Source organism: Bacteroidota bacterium, from assembly GCA_016706255.1.
Lineage (GTDB): Bacteria > Bacteroidota > Bacteroidia > Chitinophagales > BACL12 > UBA7236.
Window position 1 is genome coordinate 99,497 of sequence record JADJJZ010000029.1, and the last position, 26,492, is coordinate 125,988.

Consider the following 26,492-nt stretch of genomic DNA (forward strand, 5'->3'; position numbering starts at 1 on the left):
AGAGGTATTGCAAACTATTTTGCGGTAAGTTAAAAAGTTAAATTCAAATCTCAAAATTGGCACCCAAAAACGCTGTCATTAAATTGAAGGCTTTTGCTCGGTGACTGTACAGTTTTTTATCCACGGCTTCCATCTCTCCAAATGTAGTGTTAACGCCATCCGGAACAAAAACAGGGTCGTACCCGAAACCTTTTGAGCCTATTGGTTTTTCGGCAATTTTGCCTGTCACAATTCCGGTAAATTGGTTTACTTTTCCATTTACAATCAGGGTAAACACTGTTTTGAAGCGGGCCGAACGGTCATCTGCACCGCGCATGTTGAGTAATAACAAGGCCATATTGGCATCCGCATCTCTGCTTCCGGAATAATGCGCTGTATCTACACCGGGTTCACCATTCAGGCAATTTACTTCCAGTCCGGTATCTTCAGCAAAACAATCGACACCGTATTTCTCAAAAACATATTCTGCTTTCTGCCTTGAATTACCTTCAATGGTACCGGATGTTTCAGGTAATTCCTCAAAACAGCCGATATCACCTAAGCCTGAAATGACAAATCCCTCAGGAAGTAACAATTGAACCTCCTTAACCTTATTGGTATTGGCTGTGGCAAAAACGAGTGGCTTCATTTGAGATTAAACATGATTTGCAATTTCGCCCAAAGTATCTTTTTATGGTCGGCAGAAATACCTTCCATATTATGCGATATAAGTATATCTAAGTTATTGAATTTAAATTGTTTATAAAAACTAAAATCAACCCACAAACCTATAGATTCCGGATCAACGCCAAGGCAAATTAATCGACTAACAGTTGCACTTGAGGTTAAATGATGAAATTTTAAACCCGGATAATCCGCAATATTTATCATGGCATATGATTCCGGAGTTAGTTGTAATGCCTGTGCCATTTTTTGCATTGCAGTAATTGTCGCTTCACTTACTGCTGTGCCATTTACAGGTTGATAAAGTAAAATTGTGGAAACATTATTTAGATTAATAACAGGTTTATCATTGGCATTATTTGCCGATATTGTTAGTTTTGCGACATCAGGCAGAAGAAATGCGGTTTCTTCGAGTATTGCGTCTGTAAAGTGAATTTTTTGTAACGACATTGTTGTTATAATAACGGTAAAATTATCAATCATTTCATTCATCTAAACAAGGTTTTCAACAAATGAAAGTAGCAGTAAACCCTTCATACGAAATAGACATCCACGTTTCACCGGTTTCAACCATTGATACAGTGGATTTTGAAAACCTGCAGTTTGGTAAGGTTTTTACCGACCATATGTTTGAAGCAGATTATCTTGATGGAAAATGGACAAATTGCGCCATCAAACCATTAACAAATCTGCAATTACATCCTGCAACATCAGCTTTACATTACGGACAGGCCATTTTTGAAGGAATGAAAGCCTTTAAAAATCAGGAAGGAAAAGCGCGTTTATTCCGCCCGGATGCCAATTTACACCGTTTAAACGAATCTTGCCGCCGTATGGCAATACCTGAGGTGCCGGAAGAATTATTCATGAATGCGCTGTTTAATCTCGTGCGTATTGAACAAAACTGGATTCCGGATACAGAAGATGGCTCGATGTATATCAGGCCGTTTATATTCGCTACTGACGATTTTGTAGGGATTAAACCTTCAGATACCTTTAAATTAGTGATATTTTGTTGCCCAGTTGCCCGTTACTATCAAAAACCGGTTCGCGTTTACATGCAGGAAGAATATGTACGTGCTTTCCCTGGAGGAACCGGTGCAGTTAAAGCAGCAGGTAACTACGCAGCTACCATGATGCCTTTGCAACAAATTCGTCAAATGGGTTATGACCAGATGTTGTGGATAGATGGCGTTACACACAATCGCTTGCAGGAAATTGGCACTATGAACGTATTTGTGCAAATTGATGATACGATAATTACCATCCCAACTGAAGAAGGTACCATTTTAAAAGGAATCACCCGCGACTCATGCCTAGAACTGCTTAAAGCTGAAGGATATAAAGTTGAAATCCGCGATGTTACTATACAGGAATTGCTCGATGCACATAAAACCGGTCGTTTACTCGACGCTTTCGGAACCGGCACTGCAGCAACTATTGCACCTATTGGTGTGATAGGTTATAAAGAGGTTGCTTATGAATTGCCTCCAGTAGAAGGCAGAAAGGCTTCTAACTGGCTCAAACACGAAATGTGGAGCATCCGCAAAGGAATCAGCGAAGATCGTTTTGGATGGATGTGGGAGGTTTAATTCCGACTATTCTGTTCTGGTTATCATAAACTCAACCCTTTGATTGGCCTGACGGCCCGCTGCCGTATTATTATCCGCCACGGGTATTGTTTTACCTAATCCTTTAAACGACAAGCGATCTGCAGCTATACCTTTCTTTATAAGGTAATCAACAACTGCTTTAGCACGTTTTGCAGAAAGGCTATTGCAAAAATCATCATCACATAAACCGTTTGTATGGCCTCTAATTTCGATGGCTACCCCGGGATTGTCGAGCATAAACTTTGCAACCTTATCTATCTCAGCAAAAGAGGTATCTTCCAAAACGCTGCTGTTCACCTTAAACAGGATATTTTTCATCTCAATAACAACACCTGCCTTTTTAGGAATAAGGCTGAAGTTTCTGATTACTTCATTGAAACTGCTTAATCCGGCAATGGTAATTACCGTATCACTCACATAATATCCGGTAGCGCTGATATGAATGGAGTAACTACCAAACTGTTGTAATATAAGCGCATAACCATCTGAAATAGAAGAAGTTGTAAATCCTGAAAGAATGGTGTCGTTTTCTGTTTTAAGACTGATATTGGCATTTATCGGCAGGGAAGTGGTACGGTCATACACATTCCCTTTCAGCCACATTACATCTAATGGTTTTGCCTGCGGGGGAAGTTTAATTCTGAAAATATCAAGATTAGTTCCCGTTGTTTTGCTAGAACTGAAATAGGCATATTCTCCTTTGGCATCTATACTGTAGTAAACATCCCATTCAGGTGTATTTACCTCATTTCCAAGGTTTTGTGGTTCCGACCAATTTTGCCAGGTATTGTCTAATCTTCTGCTTAAAAAAATGTCTTGATTACCATAGCCCGGGAAGCCATTTGATGAAAAATACAATGTTTTTCCATCGGCAGCCAAAAAAGGTGTCATTTCATTGCCTGCAGTGTTTAGTTGATTGCCTAAAGAAAGCGGTTCACTATAGCTGCCATCCGCCAGTAAAAAACTCACATACAAATCGAGTAACCCTTTCCCTGAAGGCGTTTCAAGCGACATGATTAATACAGCTCCATCGGGTGACAAACAAAATTCGTTATACTGATTCAGGTTGTTGAAATTTTTAATTTTTACGGGAGTTGGCATGCTCCAGCCTCCTGCACTTTTATGTGTTATAGATACACCGGGACCCGCGCTGCTGGCCGGTTGATATACATTTCCTACTAATGCAGTATTACCATCCGGCGAAATGGAGCACATAAAATTGAAATTCTCGTTATTCAAGGGTGCACCGATGTTTTCGGCGGTGGTCCAAACACCGTCGACATTTCGGCTTAACCAGATATCATCATTTTTTTGGGCGCCTATGTTTTGAGGATGTACTTTCCTGTCAAAATACAAAGCATTACCATCAGGTGTAATTATTGGATAAACTTCATCAAAAGGAGAATTAACGGCTGTTCCGAGCGATTCTGCTTTATTGTTAAGTGGGTCAGGGATAGTATTGACAGTGAGATTTACGGTTCCGGTTTCGGTGGTAATGCCAATTGCATCGATCTGATATGTATTCATCATTTCGGGTTGGTCGAATATAACTTTAACTGACGAAACTGCTTCGGTATTATCTTTTAACCCAGCCACAAATAACCTTCCGGCGCCACCAACTGCCGGTGTTCCTCTTTGATAAATCATTTTTCCGGCTGTTTTTGTAGCGGTATAAATCCAAATTTCTCTGATATGACCGGAATTATTATTTTCTACAATAATTATCTGGCGGGCAACAATAGGTTGAGAAAAACCAACCTGCAAGTATTCTGATTTTCTGGCTTCATTGTATTCAGGCGACCATGCGCAGGTGCTGAATGATGGGTTAGGATAACGATTAGGTTTACCTAAAACCTGAGTCGCAGCAAACGCTTTTGGGCTTTTTTCGGAAGAGAAGCTGATAACATGATCGGCCCATGAAATAGTTTGGCTCCAAACAAGTATGGGTAAAAATAAAAGGACCGGAATAAGCAGTAAATGTTTATTCCGGTTCATTTTATAAATATTATTTAAAAGTAATCTCCACACGCTGATTTCGTTTTCTTCCTTCAGGTGTGTTATTGCTGTCAATTGGCTGGGTTGAGCCGTATCCGAATGTAGATATTCTGATGGCATCAATTCCTTTATTAATGAGGTATTCTCTGACTGCATTTGCTCTGTTTAAACTCAATTTTTCGCAATATGATTCACTGCATAATCCGTTGGTATGTCCACCAATCTCAATAGTTGTACCAGGATTAGCTTTCAGGAATTCATATAAACGATTTAATTCTTCAAATGATTCAGGTTTGATGATAGATTTATTGGCATCAAAATATAAATTGTCGAGAATGATTTTTTCGCCTTTGCGCAATGGTGTTAAATGGAAATCTACACGTTTAACTTTTTGTGTTCTGAAATCTTCAATATTGATGGTGGTTTCCAATGGGAGATAGCCCTCACGAATAATGGAAACCCTGTAGTTCACACTATCAGTTACTTTAATTCTATAGGTATTATTGAGGGTTGCAAGTTCTATTGGATCTGATTCATAATCGTTCAGTATAAAATTCATGTTTGCGTTAATCGGAATGTTGGTAGTGGCATCGTAAATGGTTCCCCAAAGCAGGATTTCATTTGTGAGCACCACATTTAATTCTTCCTTGGTTGGCACATAAACTTCCTCTTCAAACAACACAACATCGGGCTCCGTGACTACAACTACATTACCCATTGAATCAATTGTGGTTACAGGGTCCAACTTTGCTTCAAGTAAATCTGCAACAACTGAATCTTCAATTTCTTTTATTTCCTTAAGTGGAATTCGGTATAAATCTGCGTTTAATAAATTATTTCCGGTTGAAGAGAAATAAGCGTAATCGGCTGTGTCAGGGATGGTAAAATAAGCATCAAACCCCTTTGAATTAACCATTGAACCAACATTTTCGGGCTTGGTCCAGTTTTGCCAGGTGCTGTCGAGGCGCACAGCTACATAAACATCCTGATCACCGTATCCCGGTAATCCGTTGGATGAAAAGAAAATGGTTTTGCCGTCTGAAGCAAGAAAAGGAGCCATTTCATTAGAAGCGGTATTAATGTCTTTCCCCACATTAATCGGGTCGCTCCATTCAATTTGGTTGGTGCTAAAGCTTACATAAATATCCTTCATACCATATGAATCAGCACGTTCAAGTGCCAACAATAATACGGTGCGATCGGAGTTCATAAAGTATTCGGCATACAGGTTATGGGTCAAGACACCCGGCGTAATCAGGTTTTTAGGAAATACCCAACTGCCGTAGCTACTTTTCCAGGTTTGGGCAATACCGATTCTGGATTCTTCAATAGGGTGGTAGGTATTAGCCAAGGTAAGCATTTCGCCCTCCAGTGATATACCAACAACGTAGTTATTTGCATCGTTGTTAATTGGCCCGCCTGCGTTAACAGCAGTTGACCAGTTTGTGCCATTAAAATTGGAAATCCAAACATCATCATTCATGATGGTTCCGGTGTTTCCAACGTGGTTTTTACGAGTAAAATACAAGGTTTTGCCATCAGGAGTCACCAATGGAGCGATTTCACTACCAAATGAGTTAATTGCTTCACCCATGTTCTGACTTTTGCCTTTGAACACCACTTTATCCGTTGAAACTATTGCGCCGCTAGGGACTGTGGCAGGAGATTCAGCTATACCAATGGCATCAATTTGATTAAATCCATCTATACTTTCTGTATCCAATACCAGTTTAAGGTCGTTTGTAGCAAAGTCTGTAGGGGTAATATTTAGCGATAAAACGCGGCCAAGCGTCCATTTGCCGTTTTCTTCGGTTCTTTCGTAAACCAAATGGGGAATATTATACTGGTCGAAGAGGTAAATTGCCTTAATTGCACCGGCATTAAAACTTTCATTTATTACGATCTGTGTGACATGGATCTTTTTTTCGAAGCCAACGCGGATATATTCCTCAAAATAGTTCTCGGAAAGTGCTGGAGACCAAGCGCAGCCGCAATCTCCGAAGTTTGGTAAGCGCGATGGTGGGCCAAGCACCTGTTTTGCACTGTATGAATTCAGGTCCAATTGTGACGAATAAGAAATCACTTTTGTAGCCCAAAAAATATCACCGGCCCGGGCAAAGCCGATAATGCCCAATAGGAATACAGGTAATAGTAGTATGCGTTTCATATTATTTCTCACAGATGTCGATTGGTAAAATTATGTTTTACAGTTGATGAAAAAAAATACATTTTTTGTGATTTTGTAACATACAAACGAAGGTATTTTATTTTTCTATACAGATATTTGAACAAAATATGACGAAAACTCAAAAAGTGCAGTTTGTTTTGGATACCCTCAACCGTTTGTATCCAAATCCCCCTATTCCGTTAAACCACAAAGATGCATATACTTTATTGGTTGCTGTGGTTTTATCTGCTCAATGTACAGATGAAAGGGTAAATAAGGTTACTCCGGGGTTATTTGCCCTGGCCGACAACCCTTATGATATGGTAAAACTGAGTCCGGAGCGGATTAAGTCGATTATTCAGCCCTGTGGGTTATCTCCAATGAAATCGAAGGGTATTTACGGGTTATCTGAAATAATCATTAATAAACATGGCGGCAAGGTGCCATCAACCTTTGAAGCTTTAGAAGCCTTACCGGCAGTAGGGCATAAAACAGCCAGTGTTGTTATGACACAAGCATTTGGTGTTCCGGCATTTCCGGTAGATACCCATATTCATCGCCTTGCCTGGCGGTGGGGATTGAGTAATGGTAAATCGGTAGAGCAAACAGAAAGGGATCTTAAGCGCTTATTCCCCGAAAAATCATGGAATTTATTACATCTTCAAATTATATACTTCGGCCGAGCATATTGCCCAGCACGCGGCCACATTAAAGAAAACTGCCCGATTTGCAGCGTTATCGGGAGAAAATCAATGTAAAAAAAAAGGAGCTCAAATGAGCTCCTTTTTTAATAGTATTCTATTGATGCTTATTTCACTAAAACAATTGATTTAGTAGCCATCGCATCATTACCTATGATATTCAGTTGGTAAACACCTTCCGCAAAACCAGTCATATCAATTACATAAGTATTTGATAATGTGGTAGTTGGTTTGGTTGACCAAACTAACTGTCCGAGGTTATTAACTAATTCTAATTTGATTTCCTGTGCGGTTGCAAGGTCTATAGAAACATTTGCAAAATCAGCAGTAGGGTTAGGTTGAACAGTTACAGCATTTGCTAAACTGATATCACCAATTGCATCACCTACAGAAATTACAATACTATAGAAGTCAGTTCCGCAACCGTTTGTTACAGTTAATGTAACGGTATAAGAACCTTCTACTGCGTATGTGTGTGAAGGGTTAGCAGTGGTAGAAGTTCCGCCATCGCCGAAGCTCCAGTTATAAGAAGCGCCGTCGGTAGAGGTATTAGTAAATGTTACTGTTAAACCTGTAGCTGTATAAGTAAATCCTGCAACTGGAGTGTAGTTAACTGTTACAGTAATTGCATCAGTTACAGAACATCCTGTAGTTGGATTAGTTACAGTTACAGAATATGTTCCTGTTTCAGTTACGGTGATTGTTTGAGTAGTTGCACCAGTGCTCCAGAGGTAAGTGCTACCTGTGTTACCTGCATCAAGTACTTTTTCATCACAAACTGTTATTGCAGAACCTAATTCCAATGAAGGTGTTTCATATGATTCTATTGTGAAACATAACATGTCATTTGTAGGATCAGAATCACCTGAGAAATCAGTCCAAACACATAATTCATAAGTGCCAGGAGTTGAGAAATCAAATGGAGCATCTACGAATGTAAATGTACCTGTTCCACCTGCATCGATAATAACCGCTGCAAAGTCAGAAACAATTGCACCACCATCTACCTGATATTTGATTGGGAAAGTGCTAACACCACTTGGACCGAAGTTTTCAACGGTAACAGTAATGTCTTCAACACCTAAACCGCAACCACCTTCTGGTGAAATAAGGGCAGTTACGCCTAAGTCAACCGGAGCACAAAGTTTAATGTACTCATAGATGTTTTTAAGCAAGTTATTTGCTTCATCAAGCGGACCATGGAAGTAAGGAGGTGTCATACCACCAACTACTAATGAACCATCGCCCCAGCCTTTTTCAGCAAGCACATAACGAGTTGCATCATATGTATCAAGAATGATAGGACTAATATCACCACCTTCTACACTAGCGTGGCCAAAGCTTGAACCAGTGAAATCGGTTGTAATTGGAGTCCAAGGACCTGCGAAAACAGGGTGACCTGCATCAGCAGCAGTTACGGCACTGGTATACCAGCTATAATTCAAGTGAATACCGCCAAAACCGAAGTCCATACCATCACCTTCGTTAGGTGCAGAATTCAGTAATAAATTACCACCTGAAGCAACCCAGTTTTCAACCATTGAGCCATTTGCAGCCAGGAAGTTTTCAAGTTCATTTGCCTGAGCATCAGAACCTTCAAGATAAACGAAACAAGTGTTTTCGTCGAATACTTCTAATGGATCTAAAGTTTCAACATATTCTAAGAACCAGCCATCGTCGCCAAATACAGCGTCCATAGCATCAGAATTTGAAGTAACATACCAAGGTTCAGAACCACCGTAAACATTAGAATAGATGTAATAAGCATCAGTTCCTGAAACAGGAGTGAGGTTAACTACATTAGTATTTAATGTATCGTTAGTTAAGTCTTCGTCAGTTGCTAATTCAGTCCATGCTTTGAAATCATAAATTCCATCAGCTGCAAAATCTTCAGTAGCTGCGAAAGTCATAATTCCGGTTGCACCGCCATCAATAGTTCCGATATAAGGTTCTGTATGGATAGTACCGCCGTTTACCTGATAAGCTACATCAAAGCCACTTTGAGGTAATACACCCAAGTTTTCAACTAATACACTAACTATTTCAGAACCTGTTAAGGTAACTGCAGATTCAGGCGTAATTAATTCAACAACACCTAAGTCATTATCAAACGGATCTTGAATTCTTACGTTATCGAAAGCGAAACCGTCGTTATAGTTCCAGTAGGTATCAGCTGCAAATACAAAACGTAATCTTACAGATGGTTCACCTGCAAGGAAGCTTAAGTCGTAGTAAGCATGTTTCCAGCCACCACCTGTAGCCTGCCATCCGCGATAATCAGTTTCGTAGAATGTTGGATACATGCTATAGCAAGTGTAGCTATCGTACCAGTTTTCACCTTCACCAACGTTACCGAGTTGAGTCCAGGTAGTACCGCCATCTACTGAGTATTGCATTTTGGCACCATCAGAATATAATTGAATATCATAATTCAAATCAAATTCTAAATAAGGGAATAATAAAGAAGAGAAATCCAAACAAGGTGATGTAACATACGATTTCTCATTATTGTTATAATAACCTGTAAGGTTGGTAACCCAAGTGTTTTGACTTGTTGGAGTTGCCGGAGGTGCTGTATTGATAACAAATCCTGCAGGTGTTCCTAAATCCCATGTAGAAGATGCACCGCCGGAAATCCAGCCTTCTGCACCAGCTTCAAAATCCTGATAATAAGGATAAGATGTGATAGTAGGAATGTTATTTACAACCCAATCCATTGAGTCATTAGTAGTTATAGTATCTAATGCAAGTGAAGTCCATGCATATATTTCATACTCACCAACTGCAGCCATATCAACTGTAGTAGAGAAGGTATAAGTTACTGTAGCACCAACATCTAATGTGCCCGGAACAACTTCATTAATAATAGTACCACCGTTTACCTGATAGTGAACCGGAATATCAGATTGAGGTAAGAAACCGTAGTTTTTCACATCAATAGTAATATTTTCAGTACCACCTAAACCGCAAGAAGATTCTGGAGATGAGTGAGCGTTAACTCCAACATCATAATCAGAAATCGTACAAGTAGCAAGATAAGAAATCAGGTTTTTACGGAAATTATCTGCATCAGGAGCAGGAGAGTGGAAGAAGGTAGTAGTCATACCACCAAAAATTACTGTTCCGGCGCCCCATGATTTTTCGGCACAAACGATATTTGTAGGTCCGAATAAATCATGTAAAATTTCAGTCCATCCGGTTCCATCTACTCTTGCATGGCCGTAAGAACCGCCGCTCATAGAGGTAGAAGTAGGAGTGAAAGGACCATCAAATACAGGGTGAAGTGGCACAGCAGCTTCAGCAGTTCCTGTAAAATAAGGGTAGAATAAATGTGTTCCGTCAAATCCGAAATCCATTCCATCACCTTCGTTAGGTGCAGCATTTAATAATAAATGTCCACCTGAAGCTACCCAGTTTTCAATTGTTGTAATATTAGCTGATAAGAATGTTTCTAATTCAGCAGCATGTGAATCTGAACCTTCTAAGAAAACGAAACAAGTTCCTGTTCCAAATACAACGGCAGGATCCAGTGTTTCAAAATAATCTAAAGTCCATTCACCAACACCAAATACTGCATCCATATCGGCAGAGTTTGTTGTTGTATACCAAGGTTCACCACCTGTAGTATTACTATAGATATAGTAAGCACTAGTTCCTGTGATAGGAAGTAAATTACTTACTGTTTCGGTAATCATATCATTGGTAACATCTTCATCAGTAGCGAGTGAAGTCCAAGCTTCAAAAATGTAATCGCCGTCAACACTTAAGTCTTCTGTTGAAGCAAAATAATGTATTGCAGTTCCACCCGGAGCAACTGTTCCAACAAAGGTTTCAGTTGTAGTTGGACCACCATCCATTTTATAAGAAACAGGGAAACCTGACTGAGGTTCTGTTCCGTAATTTTTGATAACAACTGAAATTGGTTCAGCAGCACCTAAAGATGGACCATCGTTAGGTTCGTAAACTGATTCAACCCCAACATCGTTAGCATATAAGTCAGCAATTTTAAAGTTATCGAAAGCAAATCCGTCGTTAAAATTCCAATAGGTATCTGATGCAAATACGATACGGATTTTAACATTTGAAAGGCCACCTAAGAAAGAAAGATCATGGTAAGCGTGTTTCCAACCTGAGTAATAACCGTTCCAACCTCTGTAATCAGATATATAATAAGTTGGATACATGCCGTATAGCTGTTAAACCAGTTTTCACCTTCACCAACGTTACCTAAATCGTTCCATGAAGCACCGCCGTCAGTTGAATACATAACTTTGGCACCATCAGAATATTCCTGAATATCCCAGTTTACATCCATTTCAAGGTAAGGGAATACCAAAGAAGAGAAATCGAGACAAGGTGATTCAACATAAGATTTTTCACTATTATTATAATAACCGGTTAAGCTGGTTGTCCAGCTTTTTAAACTACCCGGAGTTGCCGGTGGAGCGCCAAAAATTGCGGCACCTGCAGGTTCACCAAGTTCCCAAGAACTTGAAGCACCACCTGCAATCCAACCTGCTGCACCATCTTCAAATGCTTCAACATATGGATAAGTAACAATAGTCGGAACATTATTAACAATACTTGTCTGGCTATTATTCAGTGGATCTTCATCAGTTGCTAAATCGCAATTGGCAACAATTGTATGTGCACCAATAGCAGTTAAATCGGCTGCAACAGCAAATGTTACTGAAACAGAGGCACCGGGAGCTACCGGACCTGCAATGATATCAGAAACGATTGCACCACCATCAAGCTGGTAACTAACAGGAATGTTAGATTCTTCGCTCAACCCATAGTTTTTGTAAGTAACAGTAACTGTTTCCAAACCTAAACCGCAAGCACTTGTCGGGTTATCAATTGACAAGGTTGCAAAATCGTGGTCAGGGATTTCGTAAAAAGCTAAATAATAAATGATGTTTTGAAGTAAATTCGTTGCTTCCAAAATAGGAGAGTGGAAGTTAGCTGTGGTCATACCACCAAAACCAACTATACCATCCGTTCCATAACGACCTTCAGAAAAAGCTACAGTTGTAGGTGAAAAGGAATCAGCAATTAAAGGTGTTATTTCAGCACCTGATACACTTGCGTGTGAAAATGATGAACCCGTCCAATTTAATCCAACTGGCGTGTAAGGCGTATTGAAAATAGGATGTGAAGCATCCTGAGCTGTAACATCGCCGGAACCGCCCCAATAGGTAAGATAAACATCTCCAAAACCAAAACTCATACCATCACCTTCGTTAGGTGCGGCGTTGAGAAATAGTCTACCGCCCGAATTCACCCAATCTTCGATTGTGGTCATATTCGTCGTGAGAAAAAGTTCAAGTTCGTCGGCAAAACCATCCGAACCATCTAAATACACGAAATTTGTATTTGCAGAAAAGACCACTGCCGGATCACAGGTTTCGAAAAATTCCTGCGTCCATGATCCAAATCCAAATACAACATTCATAGCATCCGAGTTAGCCGTAGTATACCACGGTTCTGCTCCGCCATAGACATTTGAGTAAATGTAATAACTGTCGTCCTGAGCCGACAACTCCCGTGCTGACAAAAATGCCATAATTATCAATGCACGACTGAGGAGCTTAAGTAGGTGTTTCTTCATAAAAACTGTTTAGTGTTTAATGTATTCAACCAATTCTGTGTCGAAAATAAATAACCTGTGTCGGTTTTTCATATTAATTGTGTTAAAAAAGATACAAAATTTAAAAATTGTTAATACCGCTGAATGCAACCATATTGCTAATGCCCGAAATTATTGGGTTTCAGGGGAATTTATACGAAATAAAGCAGATGTGTACAAAGTGCATAACTTAAAAAAAAATGAGGCTCATTTGGAGCCTCATTTTTTTTAAGCGTAATATTTTGTATGCTTTTACTTAGTCACAATTATTTGTTTTGTGGCTTGCGCATTTTTACTGTTGATATTTAACTGGTAAACCCCTGCTGCAAATCCTGTCATATCAATTGAAATTGCTTTTGAAGCAATAACACCGGGTTGTGCAGACCATACGGTTTGTCCCAGCGTATTTACTAGTTCAAGGCTAATTTCAGTTGCTTCAGACATATTAAAGGTAACTACAGTAAAATCTGAAGTAGGATTTGGGTAAACTGCCACAGCGTTATCTAAGGCAATATCTTCAACTCCTAATGTAACTTCAATTACCATGCTGTAAAAGTCTGATCCACAGCCATTTGTAACAGTAACGGTTACTGTATAAGTTCCGGTTGTTGCATAAGTATGTGAAGGATCTTCAGATGTAGAAGTTCCGCCATCACCAAAACTCCAGTTATACGATGCACCATCAGTAGAACCGTTAGTAAATGTTATGGTTAATCCGGATGCCGTATAAGTAAAGCTGGCTTCCGGTGTATAATTTACCGTTACGGTAACGGCATCAGTTACTGAACATCCGGTTGTAGGGTTTGTAACTGTTACGGTATATTCACCGGTTTCAGTAACGTTGATTGTTTGTGTTGTAGCACCTGTATTCCATAAATAGGTGCTGCCGATGTTGCCTGCATCAAGCGTGGTGATGTCACAAATCGTTTTGTTTGGACCTAATTCTAAACTTGGTGTGGCTAAAGAGGTTAATGTTAAAAATAACTCATCATTTGTTTCATCTTCATCACCACTAAAGTCAGTCCAAACAAGCAAATCATGATCACCCGGAGCCGATAAATCAGCAGTTGCATCGAATGTAAATATGTATGTTCCGCCGGTTGGGATTGGACCAGGAGCAATTTCAAAAATCGGTAATGCACCATCAAGTTGATATTTAACCGGTGTATTGGTAACTGTTGTAGGACCGAAGTTGGTAATTTCAATAGTTACTTCTTCGCCGGAAGTCATACCACATCCACCTTCCGGTGATATTAATGTTGTAACACCGATATCAACAGGCGAACATAATTTGATATAATCAATAATATTTTGACGCAGGTTTTGACCATCAGGTGATGGTGAATAATATTCAGGAACATTCATCGAGCCGAACATTACGCGGCCTTCGCCCCATTCTTTTTCACCTAAAAGATAACAGTCATCACAAGATATATCACTGATTATCGGTGTAAAATCACCTATTACGCGAGCATATCCAACATAATAACCATAGAGGTCAGAAGTAACCGGAATAAATGGTCCGTTTAATACAGGGTGTAAAGGATCCACCGCTGCAGTTTCGTAAGTATAATAAGGATAAGAAATTTCAACTCCGCCAAAACCTACTTCACCACCGCTGCCTTCCCAAGGAGAAGCATTAATGAACAGATTTCCTCCGGATGCTACCCATCCCTCAATGATGTCTTTATTCGCATTAAAGAAGGTTGAGAATTCACTCCAGTGGCTTTCACTTCCTTCTAGGAAAATGAAACAATTATCTTCTCCAAAAACGTCAAATAAATCAAGCGATTCGTAATAATCTAAAGTCCATGCATCAGCTCCAAATACGGCATCCATTGCAGTTGTGTTGGAATTCATATAACCCGGTTCGTAACCCACAGTGCTACTATAAATATAATAAGCGCCTGTTCCTGACACTGGAGGGAAGTTGTAAATTGTCGCACAACCAAATATTGAATCATTAGTAATGTCTTCATCTCCCGGAAGACTAGTCCATGAGCAAATATCGTGGAATCCGTCAGTACTTAAATCTGCAGTAGTAGCAAATGTAAATGGTGCCATAGTTCCTGCTGCAAGTGTGCCTGTAAATATCTCTGTTATTACAGGTCCACCATCAGCTTTATAACTAACGTTGAAACCCGACTGAGGTAATGTTCCGTAATTTCTAACATTAACTGTAATTGCTTCAGACGCTGTTAAATCTGGTCCTGAAACAGGGCTTAATAATTCATAAACGCCTAAATCGTTTGGAAAAGGATCCTGTAAGCGGAAATTGTCTAAACCAATTCCATCAAAATTGTAAATGCCATCCGCAACAAATTTGAATCTGAATTTCACATAAGGTGCACCGCCAGGAAAGCAATATCATGATGTGATGTAACCCAACCCAGGCCATTACCAACCCAACCGTTTTCGCCATCTAATGCTGCGGCATAATTGGTATACCAGTTTTCACCGGTTCCAATATCACCCAAAACATTCCAGGTAACACCATCGGTAGTATATTCTAATTGCATACCATCCCAGGTATCTTCAGTAACCCACCAAAGGTCAACTTCTACATATGGTAACAATAATGAACTTAAATCAAAACAAGGACTGGCAAGGTAACTCTCTTCATCGTCATTGTAATTAGCTGTAAGCGAAGTTGCCCATGAATTCTGGCTTTCAGGAGTTGCAACGGGTGGTGTATTAATCACCGGCCCGTCAAGGAATCCTAATTCCCAGGTTGAGCTTGTTCCACTTGCATACCATCCATTACCATCACCAGTTTCCCAATCTTCAAAATATGGGTAACTGCTAATATATGGCACATTTAAAATTGTGCGCAACGTTGTGTCATTTTCGTAAATAGTATCTGTAACCAGAGCAGTCCATGCTGTAATATCATGGTCGCCTAATGCTGAAAGGTCAACTGTAGTTGTAAATGTATACAATAAATCCTCTCCCGGATTTAATGGACCGGCAATTATTTCTGTGACAATTACACCACCATCAGCCTGATATTTAACAGGGATATTGGTTTGAGACATAAAACCGAAGTTTTTCACTTTTACCGTAACGGTTTCAGCATCACTCAGTGAACATCCGCTAACAGGTGCAGTGATTGATTGTACACCAACATCATTATCTGAAATAGTACAAGATGCGAGATAAGAAATTATGTTTTTGCGGAAATTACCGGCTTCAGTAAATGGAGCATGGAAATCGGTAACTGTCATACCACCAAAAACTACCATTCCTGCGCCCCATGATTTTTCTGCGGCTATAATTTTATCAGGATTAAATTCATCGTAAATAATTGGGGTCCAATCACTTCCGTTAACTGCTGCATGGCCATAATTAAAGCCATTCATCGAGGTTGATGTTGGTGTAAACGGACCATCCCAAATTGGATGTAATGGGTCAAATGCAGTAACATCGCTTGCATACCAAGGGTAAGACAGGGTAGTTCCTCCAAATCCGAGATTCATACCGTCACCTTCGTTTGGTGCAGCATTAATAAACAAGTGACCACCTGCAGCTACCCAGTTTTCAACGAGTAGCATATTGGTATTAAGGAATGATTCCAGTTCTTCAGCATGAGCATCGGAACCTTCCATAAATATAAAACAATTATCAACGCTGAAAAGCGCTACCGGATCAACGGTTTCGTAATAATCTGTAGTCCATTCGCCTGCTCCAAATACATCATCCATGTGCGCATCGTTAGAAACGGTAAACCATGGTTCGCCACCGGGAACATTACTGTAAATATAGTTTGCGCCGGTGCCACTAATCGGCAACATATGTGTAATTGAAACACTTAGTGTATCATTGCTTTCATCTTCATCTGTAGCCAGATTTGTCCATGCCACCAGAGCATAGGTATCTAATGCCAGTAAATCTACTGTTGGGCCAAATGTGTAATTGGCAGAAGCACCGGGAGCAAGCGTTGCAGCAAATGTTTCTGTAACCACCGTTCCACCATCAAATTGATACGATACCGGGAAACCGGATTGCGACAATGTGCCATAATTAGTAACCTCTACAGTAACATTTTCGCTTGCAGTAAGAAAAGGACCTGATTCAGGGTCTATTACGGCAGAAACCCCAATATCGTTAGGATATGGGTCACCAATCCACATATTATCGAATGCAAACCCATCATTAAAGTTCCAGTATGAGCTGGAAGCAAACACAAAACGGAATTTGACATCTGTTTCACCGGCTAAAAAGCTCAAATCATGGTAAGCATGTAGCCAACCGCCTGAGTTACCACTCCATCCGTAATAATTATCAATATAAAACGTCGGATACATGGCATAACAGGCATCATGCTGATACCAGTTTTCACCTGTTCCGAGGCTTCCTAAATCGCTCCAAGAGTCACCGCCATCAGTTGAATATTGAACTTTAGCGCCATCATCATATAATTGAATATCATAATTTAAATCAAATTCCATGAAAGGAAAACTAAGTGAGCTAAAGTCATAACAAGGTGATTCAACCCATGATTTTTCATTTAAATTATAATAGTCATCCAATTCAGTAGTCCATGATTTTAAACTTCCCGGAGTTGCCGGAGGTGCGCCGATAATAGCAAAACCTGCAGGGTCTCCCAATTCCCATGTACTTAAGGATCCACCTGCCATCCAGCCTGCTTCACCTTCTTCAAAATTTTGGTAATAAGGATAAGTAGTTATTGTTGGAATTGACGTAAAATCAATATCAGTTGCATCATTTAAAGGTTCTGTATCTACACCATATATGGTATAAGCATTTACATTGTAATCACCGATGTTTGTAAAGTTAGCCGGAGCGGAAAAAGTATAACTTACCGTTGTTAAAGATGGAATTGCAGGTCCTGGATAAGTTTCTACAACTGCAGGCAATAAACCGGCTGTTGGATCTGTTACCTGATAGGCAATCTGAAACGAACCTGTTGGTTCTGTTCCAAAATTGGTGATATTAATGGTAACTGGTGTAACACCTAATCCACAACCTGAAGAAATACCGGTAATAGTTGTTGCACCTATATCATAAGGTCCGGCAGCGGGAATATTTATTGTATAATCTTCGGCTTCTCCGTAATTGTATAATAAATCCGGACATGGAATTATCGCCTCAGTAGGGAAATAAACACACATTACACGCATTCTTGTTGAACCCGGAAATGCAGTAAAAGGTACTGTAAATGAAATTGTACCGATTCCGCCTGCAGTCACAACAAGGTCGGTGGCATTTAATCGTTCATCATCAGAAAATGTTTCATCCTGATTCCAGTCAATCCAAGCTGCGTATGTTTCGTCCCAAAATGGTGTGCTATAAACTACAAGGTCGTAAGAAAGCCCTGGAGTAAGCGTTGTAGACAAATCAGTATAATCATTCCAGTCATCTCCGGCACCGGTGAAATTTGAAATATCACCCAATTCTACGCCATCAATGTAATCGTCATCTCCTGTGCCTGTAATGTAGTCGGGGGTGCAATATTGCGCATTTCCAATACTGCTGATAAGAAGAACAACTCCTAAGAGAGTAATTCCCTTTATCCGGTTGAATAAAGATTTTAACATAGTCGCTTTTTAGTATGAAAAGAAAGAGATTGTAAAAGTAGGGAAGTACGCTTAATTATGAAAAAAATATTTATGCACCGACAATCTGGAAATTTTGTAATGAGCGTTTGGGCATTCCTGACTATATTTGAGCCGTCCTTTAAATGACAGATACCAAAATGCGCCCGTCAGTACTGATAATTGATGATGACCCTACTTTTTGCCTGATGCTGAAAAGCTTTCTGAGCAAAAAAGATTTTACCACCGAAACTGCTTTTTCCGGCACTGAAGCTTTGACTCAGGTGCGGAATAATAATTTCGATGTGGTATTAAGCGATTTTCGTTTGCCTGACACTGATGGGTTAGAATTACTCGAAAATATTCGTGAAATAAAACCGGGCACACCGGTAATTATCATGACTTCTTATGCAGATATTCGCATTGCTGTTAAAGCAATGAAAATTGGTGCGTATGAATATGTTACCAAGCCGGTAAATCCTGATGAAATACTATTAACCATTAAAAATGCACTCAACCGCGATAAAGACAAAATGGTGGTTAGTGCACCGCAACCGGTTTCCCAAAATAATACCAATAAAAACGAACAACCTTCAGGAAAAAAAAGCACGTTAAAAAACGGATTTGAATATGTTGAAGGCAATAGTGATACTGCAAACCGTATCATGCAATATATTGATGTTGTAGCACCAACTAATTTATCAGTGATAATAAATGGTGAAAGTGGTACAGGTAAAGAATATGTTGCTAAAATGATTCACCAAAAAAGTAATCGTTCACATAAACCGTTTGTTTCAATTGATTGCGGCGCTTTGAGTCGTGAATTAGCTGCGAGCGAATTATTCGGCCATATTAAAGGTTCATTTACAGGTGCTATTGCGGATAAAACAGGCCAGTTTGTTTATGCTGATGGCGGTACTTTGTTTTTAGATGAAATTGGTAATTTATCCTACGAAATACAAGTGCAATTATTACGCGCAATTCAGGAACGCAGAATTCGGAAAATAGGCAGCAATCAAGACGTTGAAGTTGATGTTCGTATTATAGTTGCAACCAACGAAGATTTACAGGAAGCTGTTAAAAAAGGTAATTTCAGAGAAGATTTATATCATCGTTTAAATGAATTTACGGTAATTGTTCCATCGCTGCGCGATCGTGGTAGTGATATTGATATTTTTGCGCAACATTTTCTTCAATTGGCTAATACCGAATTAAATAAAGATGTTGAAGATTTTGATGATGAAGTGAAAGCAATTTTCAGGAAATATTCATGGCCGGGCAACCTTCGTGAAATGCGCAATGTAGTACGTCGTGCAGTATTACTGGCAAGTGGTGGCCTTGTAAAAAAAGAAACCCTGCCTCATGAAATTATTTTTGAGAAACAAGATGACGTTCAATCGAATTACAATAATAACACACAGCAAAAACAATTTACCGAAGCGCCAAGTGATTTAAAATCGTTGGCTGAAAAAACAGAACGTGAATTAATTTTAAGCACCCTAATAAAAGTAAACTACAATAAAAGTAAGGCAGCAACCTTATTGAAAATTGACCGGAAAACCTTATACAACAAAATGAAGTTGTATAAAATTTTAACAGGTAACGAAGAGGAATAAATTTAATTTAGCGCGAGTGTTCTTGATTCAGCTTCCAAGGCTGCAAATACATCTTTACTAACCTCTTCTATTTTATAGTAATGTTGCAATAAAACATTGTTTTGCGCTTCTTGCACAATTTCCATTTCCTTTAATTCAGGTATTATTGACATTACATGAAAGTGATTATAAGATGGCAGCATTTTATGCGCGGTATTTCGAATAACATGCAAATCGTGTTTTTCAACCGCATCCTTTAGTGTAAATAAATTTAGTGAATTATTTTGAATAAACGAGTCAATGATGGCAACCAGTATAGCATTATCATTGTCTGCAAATTTTCTAATTTCATTTAAATTATACGATGACGATTCCATTTGCGTGTTATTTATATTTTCTGTTACCGTAACGGCATCGGTTTTGTTGTTTTTATCACCAATTACAACCGGTGAATGCTTTGAAATCATCTCTAATAATGATTTCTCTTTATATGGTTTTAACAGGATATCGTTAAATCCGCTTTGTTTAATTTTAATTACATCATTTTGCATCACGTTTGCAGTCAGCGCAATAAGTGGCACCTGCAAATAACGCTCGCGTATTTTATTGGCCAGCATATAACCATCAACCTCCGGCATGTGCAAATCGGCAAGCACCAGATCGAAATTTTGTAAATCGATTTTTTCCAAGGCAACTCTTCCGTTTTCAGCAACAGTAATAACTGCACCATATTTCTTCAAAATCACTTCTGCAAGCATCAGGTTGAATGGTTCGTCATCAACTACAAGTATTTCCAAACCGTGCAAATTGACATTGAGTTGGCTATCCTGAATAATGCTTTTAATTGATTTTTCATCTGCAATTGGCAACGGCAGGTGAATGGTAAAAATACTACCTTTATTCACTTCACTTTTAACTGCAATATCTCCGCCAAGTAATTGCGCTAACTTTTTAGAAATACTTAAACCCAATCCGGTGCCACCATATTTTTTTGTAATGGTATTTTCACCCTGTTCAAAACTTTCAAATATTTTATCCAGTTTATCCTGCGCAATACCAATTCCTGTGTCAGCAACGGCGAGATAGTAGTGAATAATATTTTTTTGCTTTTTACCGATGCATGTAATTTCAATTTTACCCGATTCGGTAAATTTTATAGCATTACCGGCAATATTGTATAAAATCTGTTTTATCCGAAACGGATCGCCAATTATGTATTCATCTGTAAAATCACCGCATTTGATACTAAATTCCAGACTTTTTTCTTTTGCTTTTATTTCTAATATCGACGATACTTCATCAATTGCCTCTTTAATTTTAAAAGGTTGTTCATCCACTGCCAATTTCCCTGCTTCTATTTTTGACAAATCCAAAATATCATTTACTGTATTTAATAAATGTGCCCCGGCGTTACTAACTGCTTTGATATATTTTTTTTGAGAAGGCTGAAGGGGAGTGCTTTCCATTTGTTCGGAAAATCCAATAATGGCATTTAATGGCGTTCTTATTTCGTGGCTCATATTTGCCAGAAATTCTTCTTTGGCTTTTGCCAGATATTCTGCTCTGTTGCGAGCTACAATTAATGCTTGTTTGTATCGGTTACTTCTGTTTATATCTACTAAAATCACCCCCATAAAAATTAAACCGGTAAGGAGGGCAACTGAGGCAATTCCCAACATCGTTTGAGATGACTTTTTTGCATTATTATTTGCAGCAATTAATTGGGCTTGATTTTTTGTAACCTGTTCCTGTTTGATACGGTCAATTAATTCGTTAATTTTTTTAATAATGATTTTATCACTGGCTAAAATTTCAAGTTCTTTAATCGTTAATGTTGTGTTGTATTGTTTTTGTTCGCGTTCAATCTCTTTTAAAGCCTCACGAACATCTTCAACATTTACTGAAGGATTATTTGCAATTTCAAACTGCAACGAAGAGGTAGAGCCTTTTTGTTGCGTAGTGTCCGACAATTCTACAATAGTAGCAGATGTTGTTGTGGTTTGCTGATTTTTATTTTTCCCAGAAAACAAATTTTTTAAAAAACCTTCATCTTTAGCCTTGGTTTTATCTTTATCTTTTTTTGAAGATTCTGTTGTAACAGATTGCTGTTTAAGTGCGGGTTGTTTTAAATCGTCCGGTTTCGTTTCTATTTTATTTGAAATCGTAATTTGACCTGTTTCGTTTGAGATATTGGATGATATTTTTTTTAAAGCTTTGCTGTTTAATCGTTCATACTCACTGGACTGTTTAAAAATGACCAGTGAATACATAAGATCAGCCTTGTCCTGAAAATAATCGCCAAGTGTGTCCAAAGCCTCCTCGCTGGATACAAAATTGCCATCCTGTTTAAGGTCTTCCAGTTCCACACTAATGTTTTCCATCATTTCAAGGTAACTCTGCAGCGATCCATTATCATTTGTCATGATGAAGTTCCGCATATTGCCATCGGCCTCATGCATGCTGTTTATCAAATCTTGTAACTCTTCCGTGGAATTATTTGGTGAGGATAATGTTTCAACCGAGCCTAGTAGTTTATTGAAATTTTGATAAGCAAACCAGGCCGCAAACCCAATAAGTGCGCTGGATAGGATAAACCCTACAATCAATTTCCACGCTAAACCTGTAGATGGCGCCTTTTCACTCATATTCTTGCGTTTAAAGTTACGTTTTTTTAGTAAAAACAGTAGTTTTGGAACTTATAGGTAAATAAAATGTTTCTATAACATTAAATTAACATTGACTTACTATTCAATTAATACCCTGTATTTAGCTTTACATCAAAATTGAGTATGAACAACGATAAAATTAAGATATTGATTGTGGATGACGAGCCGGATATCCTTGAGGTGATAGAATACAACCTTTTAAAAGAAGATTATCAGGTGGTGCGGGCTGCTAATGGTAAAATTGCCATTGAAAAAGCAATTGCTGAAAAACCGAACCTCGTGTTGCTGGACATCATGATGCCCGAACTGGATGGCATTGAAGTTTGCCGGGAATTGCGCAGTATGCGGGAGTTTGACAACACGCTGATAGCATTTTTAACCGCCAGAAACGAAGATTTTACTCAAGTGCAGGGTTTTGATGTTGGGGCAGATGATTATATCACTAAACCTATTAAACCACGTATCTTATTATCAAGAATAAAAGCTTTATTACGTCGCACTGCTGTTTCTGAACCACAAAGTGAAGCAGTTACCTATGGCGATTTAAGTATTGATGAAGAAAAATTCCTGGTTTATGTTAAGGGAGAACCTATTTCATTAGCCAAAAAAGAATTTGAATTAATTCAACTACTGGCATCTAAACCCGGTAAGGTGTTTACCCGTCAGGAAATTTTTAATAAAATTTGGGGTATGGATGTAATTGTCGGAGATAGAACCATTGACGTACATATTCGCAAAATAAGAGAAAAAATTGGTGAAGATTTTATTAAAACAATAAAAGGAATTGGTTATAAATTTGACCATTAATTAATGAAGAATGCTTCACCAAGCAGAATTGTTTTAGCCGCCTCCGGAATTATTTTATGTATTCTGCTGGTGCTGGAACTGGCATGGTATGTTTTCCCTGCTTTACAGTTCAAAGCATATCAATTGGTAATTATACCACTTATTGCCTTTCTCGCCATATTTATTACATTTTATTTAGCGGTAGAAAAATTTATTTACCGCAAAATAAAACTCATCTACAAAACAATTCACGCTTTAAAATCTACCAAAGAAATTGCCGACGAAAAATGAAAATGTCTTCAGATGTAATTTCTGAAGTAAACAAAGAAGTTATCGAATGGGCAAAGGAAAGAAGCAGTGAAATTGATTTACTCATAAAACAGGCTGATTATCGTAAAGAATTTTTAGGCAATGTAAGTCATGAACTCAAAACACCCATCATGAGCATACAGGGATATCTTGAAACTCTTTCTGATGGCGGAATTGAGGACCCGACAATTAATAGCATCTACATTGAAAAAGCATTAAAAAATGTAGAACGAATGACCATGATTATTGATGATCTGGTAAATATTTCTATGTTGGAAAGTGGCGAGCTGGAATTAAATTACAAACGTTTTGATATAAATGAACTTGTTCAGGAAGTGTATGAATCGCTCGAAATGCAAGCAGCACAATCCAATACAACTTTATCGATAAAAGAAGGATGTGATCATGCTTTTTATGTGTATGCAGATGAAAAATTAATCAGGGAAGTATTAGTAAATCTTATCACCAATGCCATTAAATATGGCAGAGCAAATGGCTTTGTGCACACCGGCTATTACAACATGGGTGATAATATATTAATTGAGGTAGCAGACAATGGATTGGGTATTGGTAAAGAACATCTCAACCGTGTTTTCGAACGTTTTTTCCGCATTGAAAAAAGCCGTTCTCGCGACATGGGTGGCACAGGGTTAGGTCTTGCCATCGTAAAACATATCGTTGAAGCACACCATCAGAATGTAAACGTACGCAGTACAGCAGGTGAGGGTTCTACATTTGGATTTACCTTAAAAAGGGCTAAATAAACTTAATTATTTTTCGAATTTCAGAGAAGCAGAATTCACACAGAAACGGTTTCCTGTTTCGGTTGGGCCATCATCAAAAACATGGCCTAAATGACCACCACAGTTACTGCATAAAATTTCTGTTCTACGCATGCCAAATGCATAATCTTCTTCATATTCAACCGTTCCTTTTTCAATTTCACGGTCAAACGCCGGCCAACCACAACCACTGTCGAATTTAGATTCGGAAGTAAACAACTTTTGGCCGCAACCAGCGCATAAATAATAACCCTTATCGAAAAAGTGGTCATATTCGCCTGTAAATGGGCGTTCTGTGCCTTTTTTGCGTAAAATCCTGTATTGTTCCGCACTGAGTTCTTCCTGCCAATCCTGGTCAGATTTCACTATCTTATATTGTTTAGCGTTTCCCATCGTTCAATTTTAACAAAATTAGTATACGAATGGTTTCAAAACACAGTTTTGAACAAATTTTAAGTTGCCTTGTTTTACCGAAAAATATCTACAATGAGCAAACTACCCGGTTACAGTAAAATTGTATTGGCGTTGATACTTTTTATTGGTTTAATCAGCTTACTCACATTGGTATCGCTGCTTGTGCATCATGAAATAATTACGTTCGGTTAATGTCCTTGTGACGCCTCATAAGCCATGCGGTCCTTTATGATGGCCGGAACCTGATCGATATTGATTTTTTTACCAAAAATCACTTTGTCGTGATCCAGTAAAAAAATTAGTGGTGTCATGTCTACATTGTATTTTAACTGGAAAGCTTCGTTGCCTTTTAAGTTGGCAACATTAATCCATGGATAAGGATGTTCAGTTAACCATTTTTTCCATTTATCGAATTCTTCTTCTGAATAAACAGCATAAACTTCTGCACCAAGTGATTTCAATTCAGGATAAGTTGCTTCAACCTTTGGAATTTCTTTTTTACAATGTCCGCAATCAGGACTCCAGAAAATAATTACGGTAAATCGACTGTTTACACTGTATAACGGAATATCATTCCCATTTACATCTTGTAAAACTAATGGCTGTCCTTTTTTACCTAATAGGGTTGGACGTACTTTATCTGCTTGCGCCTGAATGCGATATAAACCAACATCATCTAACCAAAATGCCTTACCACCGGAATAATATTTATCTACAATATGCACATAAACAGCATCAAAACCCATAATTTTAGATGTTGCATATTCATTTAATAACATAACTGTAATATATTGAAATGCCTTACTGTTTGCCATCGATTTATCTATGATAAAGTCAACACCTTTCATTAATGAATCAGGCATTTTAGTTACATAAATTTTTAGATAGTTTTTTACTTTCGTATCGTACAAATTAGTTCTGAGCATGCGCTCATCCTTAAAATCAACATTATCGAAATAATGTAATTTCCCATATCGCCATGCAAATGTTGAATCCTTTGTGCCGTCAGGGTTTAAAGGCGATTCAGGTATTTTAATATCAGTAGCAGCTTTTAAAAATTTAGCATAAAATAAATTCGGATTATCAGTAATAATTTTATCACGATAGGTTTCAACCTCCGTATTTAATTGCTTCATTTCCTCCTTTATTTTTTTACCCTCAGGCGTTGTTTCACCGGCTGCATCCATTTTAGTTTTAAGCACATTCATTTCTTCTCTTTTTTGGGATATGAAATTTAAATCTTCATAAAAAATTTTGTTTTCAATTGAACCGCTTACTTTCATATTTTTAACAAAATCAGTAGTATCAGTTTCCATTGAAAATCCGGATTCAAATCCACTGACAATCATTTCAAAATAGCGATTTTTTAAAGATGGTGCTACAACAAGATAAATTCCACCTTGCAACGTATCAATACTTTTTAAAATGGCTTCACCTTTCGAATTAATTGGCACGGTATCAATTACATACTGAGCAGCCCCGTAATGATGTCCAAACATTATAGTAGTATCAGCCAAGCCATGAATTTTTATTTTGAATTCATAACCTTTTAAAGATTGCGCTTGCGTAAACTGAATAAATGCAAATAAAAAGGAAAGGAGTAGAAATTTTTTCATG

The 26,492-nt window shown here is 38.4% G+C and carries 17 protein-coding genes; 6 read left to right on the forward strand and 11 right to left on the reverse strand.

The features are described 5' to 3' along the window. Window positions 1-43 precede the first annotated feature (43 nt). On the reverse strand, window positions 44-628 hold the full coding sequence (rdgB, locus tag IPI65_18390; GenBank protein MBK7443395.1) for an RdgB/HAM1 family non-canonical purine NTP pyrophosphatase: 585 nt from the start codon (window positions 626-628) through the stop codon (window positions 44-46). Further along, entirely contained in the window at window positions 625-1,155 is a 531-nt protein-coding gene (locus IPI65_18395; GenBank protein MBK7443396.1) for a hypothetical protein, read from the reverse strand. Before IPI65_18395 ends, rdgB begins: the two co-directional genes overlap by 4 nt. Before the next feature lie 20 nt (window positions 1,156-1,175). On the opposite strand from IPI65_18395, the gene IPI65_18400 reads away from it, so the two are divergent. Next, on the forward strand, window positions 1,176-2,255 hold the full coding sequence (locus IPI65_18400; GenBank protein ID MBK7443397.1) for a branched-chain amino acid aminotransferase: 1,080 nt from the start codon (window positions 1,176-1,178) through the stop codon (window positions 2,253-2,255). Between the two features lie 6 nt (window positions 2,256-2,261). On the opposite strand, the gene IPI65_18405 is transcribed toward IPI65_18400, so the two are convergent. After that, window positions 2,262-4,346 (reverse strand): PD40 domain-containing protein, encoded by a 2,085-nt coding sequence (locus tag IPI65_18405; GenBank protein MBK7443398.1) that lies wholly within the window; start codon window positions 4,344-4,346, stop codon window positions 2,262-2,264. Beyond that, window positions 4,282-6,438 (reverse strand): OmpA family protein, encoded by a 2,157-nt coding sequence (locus tag IPI65_18410; protein ID MBK7443399.1) that lies wholly within the window; start codon window positions 6,436-6,438, stop codon window positions 4,282-4,284. The genes IPI65_18405 and IPI65_18410 overlap by 65 nt, the downstream gene beginning before the upstream one ends. Before the next feature lie 128 nt (window positions 6,439-6,566). Here IPI65_18410 and nth point away from each other — a divergent pair, with 128 nt between their 5' ends. Next, window positions 6,567-7,196, forward strand: coding sequence for an endonuclease III (gene nth, locus IPI65_18415; GenBank protein MBK7443400.1), 630 nt, complete (start codon window positions 6,567-6,569; stop codon window positions 7,194-7,196). A gap of 50 nt (window positions 7,197-7,246) precedes the next feature. Here nth and IPI65_18420 read toward each other — a convergent pair whose 3' ends face one another. The 4 genes from IPI65_18420 to IPI65_18435 form a co-directional block, all read right to left on the reverse strand. Further along, window positions 7,247-11,323 (reverse strand): PKD domain-containing protein, encoded by a 4,077-nt coding sequence (locus IPI65_18420; protein MBK7443401.1) that lies wholly within the window; start codon window positions 11,321-11,323, stop codon window positions 7,247-7,249. Then, on the reverse strand, window positions 11,233-12,750 hold the full coding sequence (locus IPI65_18425; protein ID MBK7443402.1) for a hypothetical protein: 1,518 nt from the start codon (window positions 12,748-12,750) through the stop codon (window positions 11,233-11,235). Before IPI65_18425 ends, IPI65_18420 begins: the two co-directional genes overlap by 91 nt. A 270-nt stretch (window positions 12,751-13,020) precedes the next feature. Next, window positions 13,021-15,108, reverse strand: coding sequence for a PKD domain-containing protein (locus IPI65_18430; GenBank protein MBK7443403.1), 2,088 nt, complete (start codon window positions 15,106-15,108; stop codon window positions 13,021-13,023). After that, window positions 15,105-18,326: a hypothetical protein gene (locus IPI65_18435; GenBank protein ID MBK7443404.1), complete on the reverse strand. Its 3,222-nt coding sequence runs from the start codon at window positions 18,324-18,326 to the stop codon at window positions 15,105-15,107. The genes IPI65_18430 and IPI65_18435 overlap by 4 nt, the downstream gene beginning before the upstream one ends. A 158-nt stretch (window positions 18,327-18,484) precedes the next feature. Here IPI65_18435 and IPI65_18440 point away from each other — a divergent pair, with 158 nt between their 5' ends. Further along, entirely contained in the window at window positions 18,485-19,939 is a 1,455-nt protein-coding gene (locus IPI65_18440) for a sigma-54-dependent Fis family transcriptional regulator (GenBank protein MBK7443405.1), read from the forward strand. A gap of 2 nt (window positions 19,940-19,941) precedes the next feature. Here IPI65_18440 and IPI65_18445 read toward each other — a convergent pair whose 3' ends face one another. Continuing rightward, window positions 19,942-22,563 carry a response regulator gene (locus IPI65_18445; GenBank protein MBK7443406.1) on the reverse strand — a complete coding sequence of 874 codons (2,622 nt, stop codon included), beginning with the start codon at window positions 22,561-22,563 and terminating at the stop codon, window positions 19,942-19,944. A gap of 144 nt (window positions 22,564-22,707) precedes the next feature. On the opposite strand from IPI65_18445, the gene IPI65_18450 reads away from it, so the two are divergent. Genes IPI65_18450 through IPI65_18460 form a run of 3 tightly spaced genes read left to right on the forward strand, consistent with a single transcriptional unit; the run spans window position 22,708 to window position 24,443 of the window. Further along, entirely contained in the window at window positions 22,708-23,391 is a 684-nt protein-coding gene (locus tag IPI65_18450) for a response regulator transcription factor (GenBank protein MBK7443407.1), read from the forward strand. Window positions 23,392-23,394: 3 nt separating this feature from the next. Further along, window positions 23,395-23,661, forward strand: a complete 267-nt coding sequence (locus IPI65_18455; protein MBK7443408.1) for a hypothetical protein — start codon at window positions 23,395-23,397, stop codon at window positions 23,659-23,661. Further along, the gene (locus IPI65_18460) at window positions 23,658-24,443 is read left to right on the forward strand and encodes a sensor histidine kinase (protein ID MBK7443409.1); all 786 of its coding nucleotides are present in this window, start codon (window positions 23,658-23,660) and stop codon (window positions 24,441-24,443) included. Before IPI65_18455 ends, IPI65_18460 begins: the two co-directional genes overlap by 4 nt. A 6-nt stretch (window positions 24,444-24,449) precedes the next feature. On the opposite strand, the gene msrB is transcribed toward IPI65_18460, so the two are convergent. Both msrB and IPI65_18470 read right to left on the reverse strand, forming a co-directional pair. Further along, complete coding sequence (msrB, locus tag IPI65_18465; protein MBK7443410.1) at window positions 24,450-24,854, reverse strand: peptide-methionine (R)-S-oxide reductase MsrB; 405 nt, start codon at window positions 24,852-24,854, stop codon at window positions 24,450-24,452. 209 nt (window positions 24,855-25,063) lie between these two features. Next, a complete protein-coding gene (locus tag IPI65_18470) occupies window positions 25,064-26,491 on the reverse strand; it encodes a DUF5106 domain-containing protein (protein ID MBK7443411.1) in 1,428 nt (475 codons plus the stop codon). Window position 26,492 lies beyond the last annotated feature (1 nt).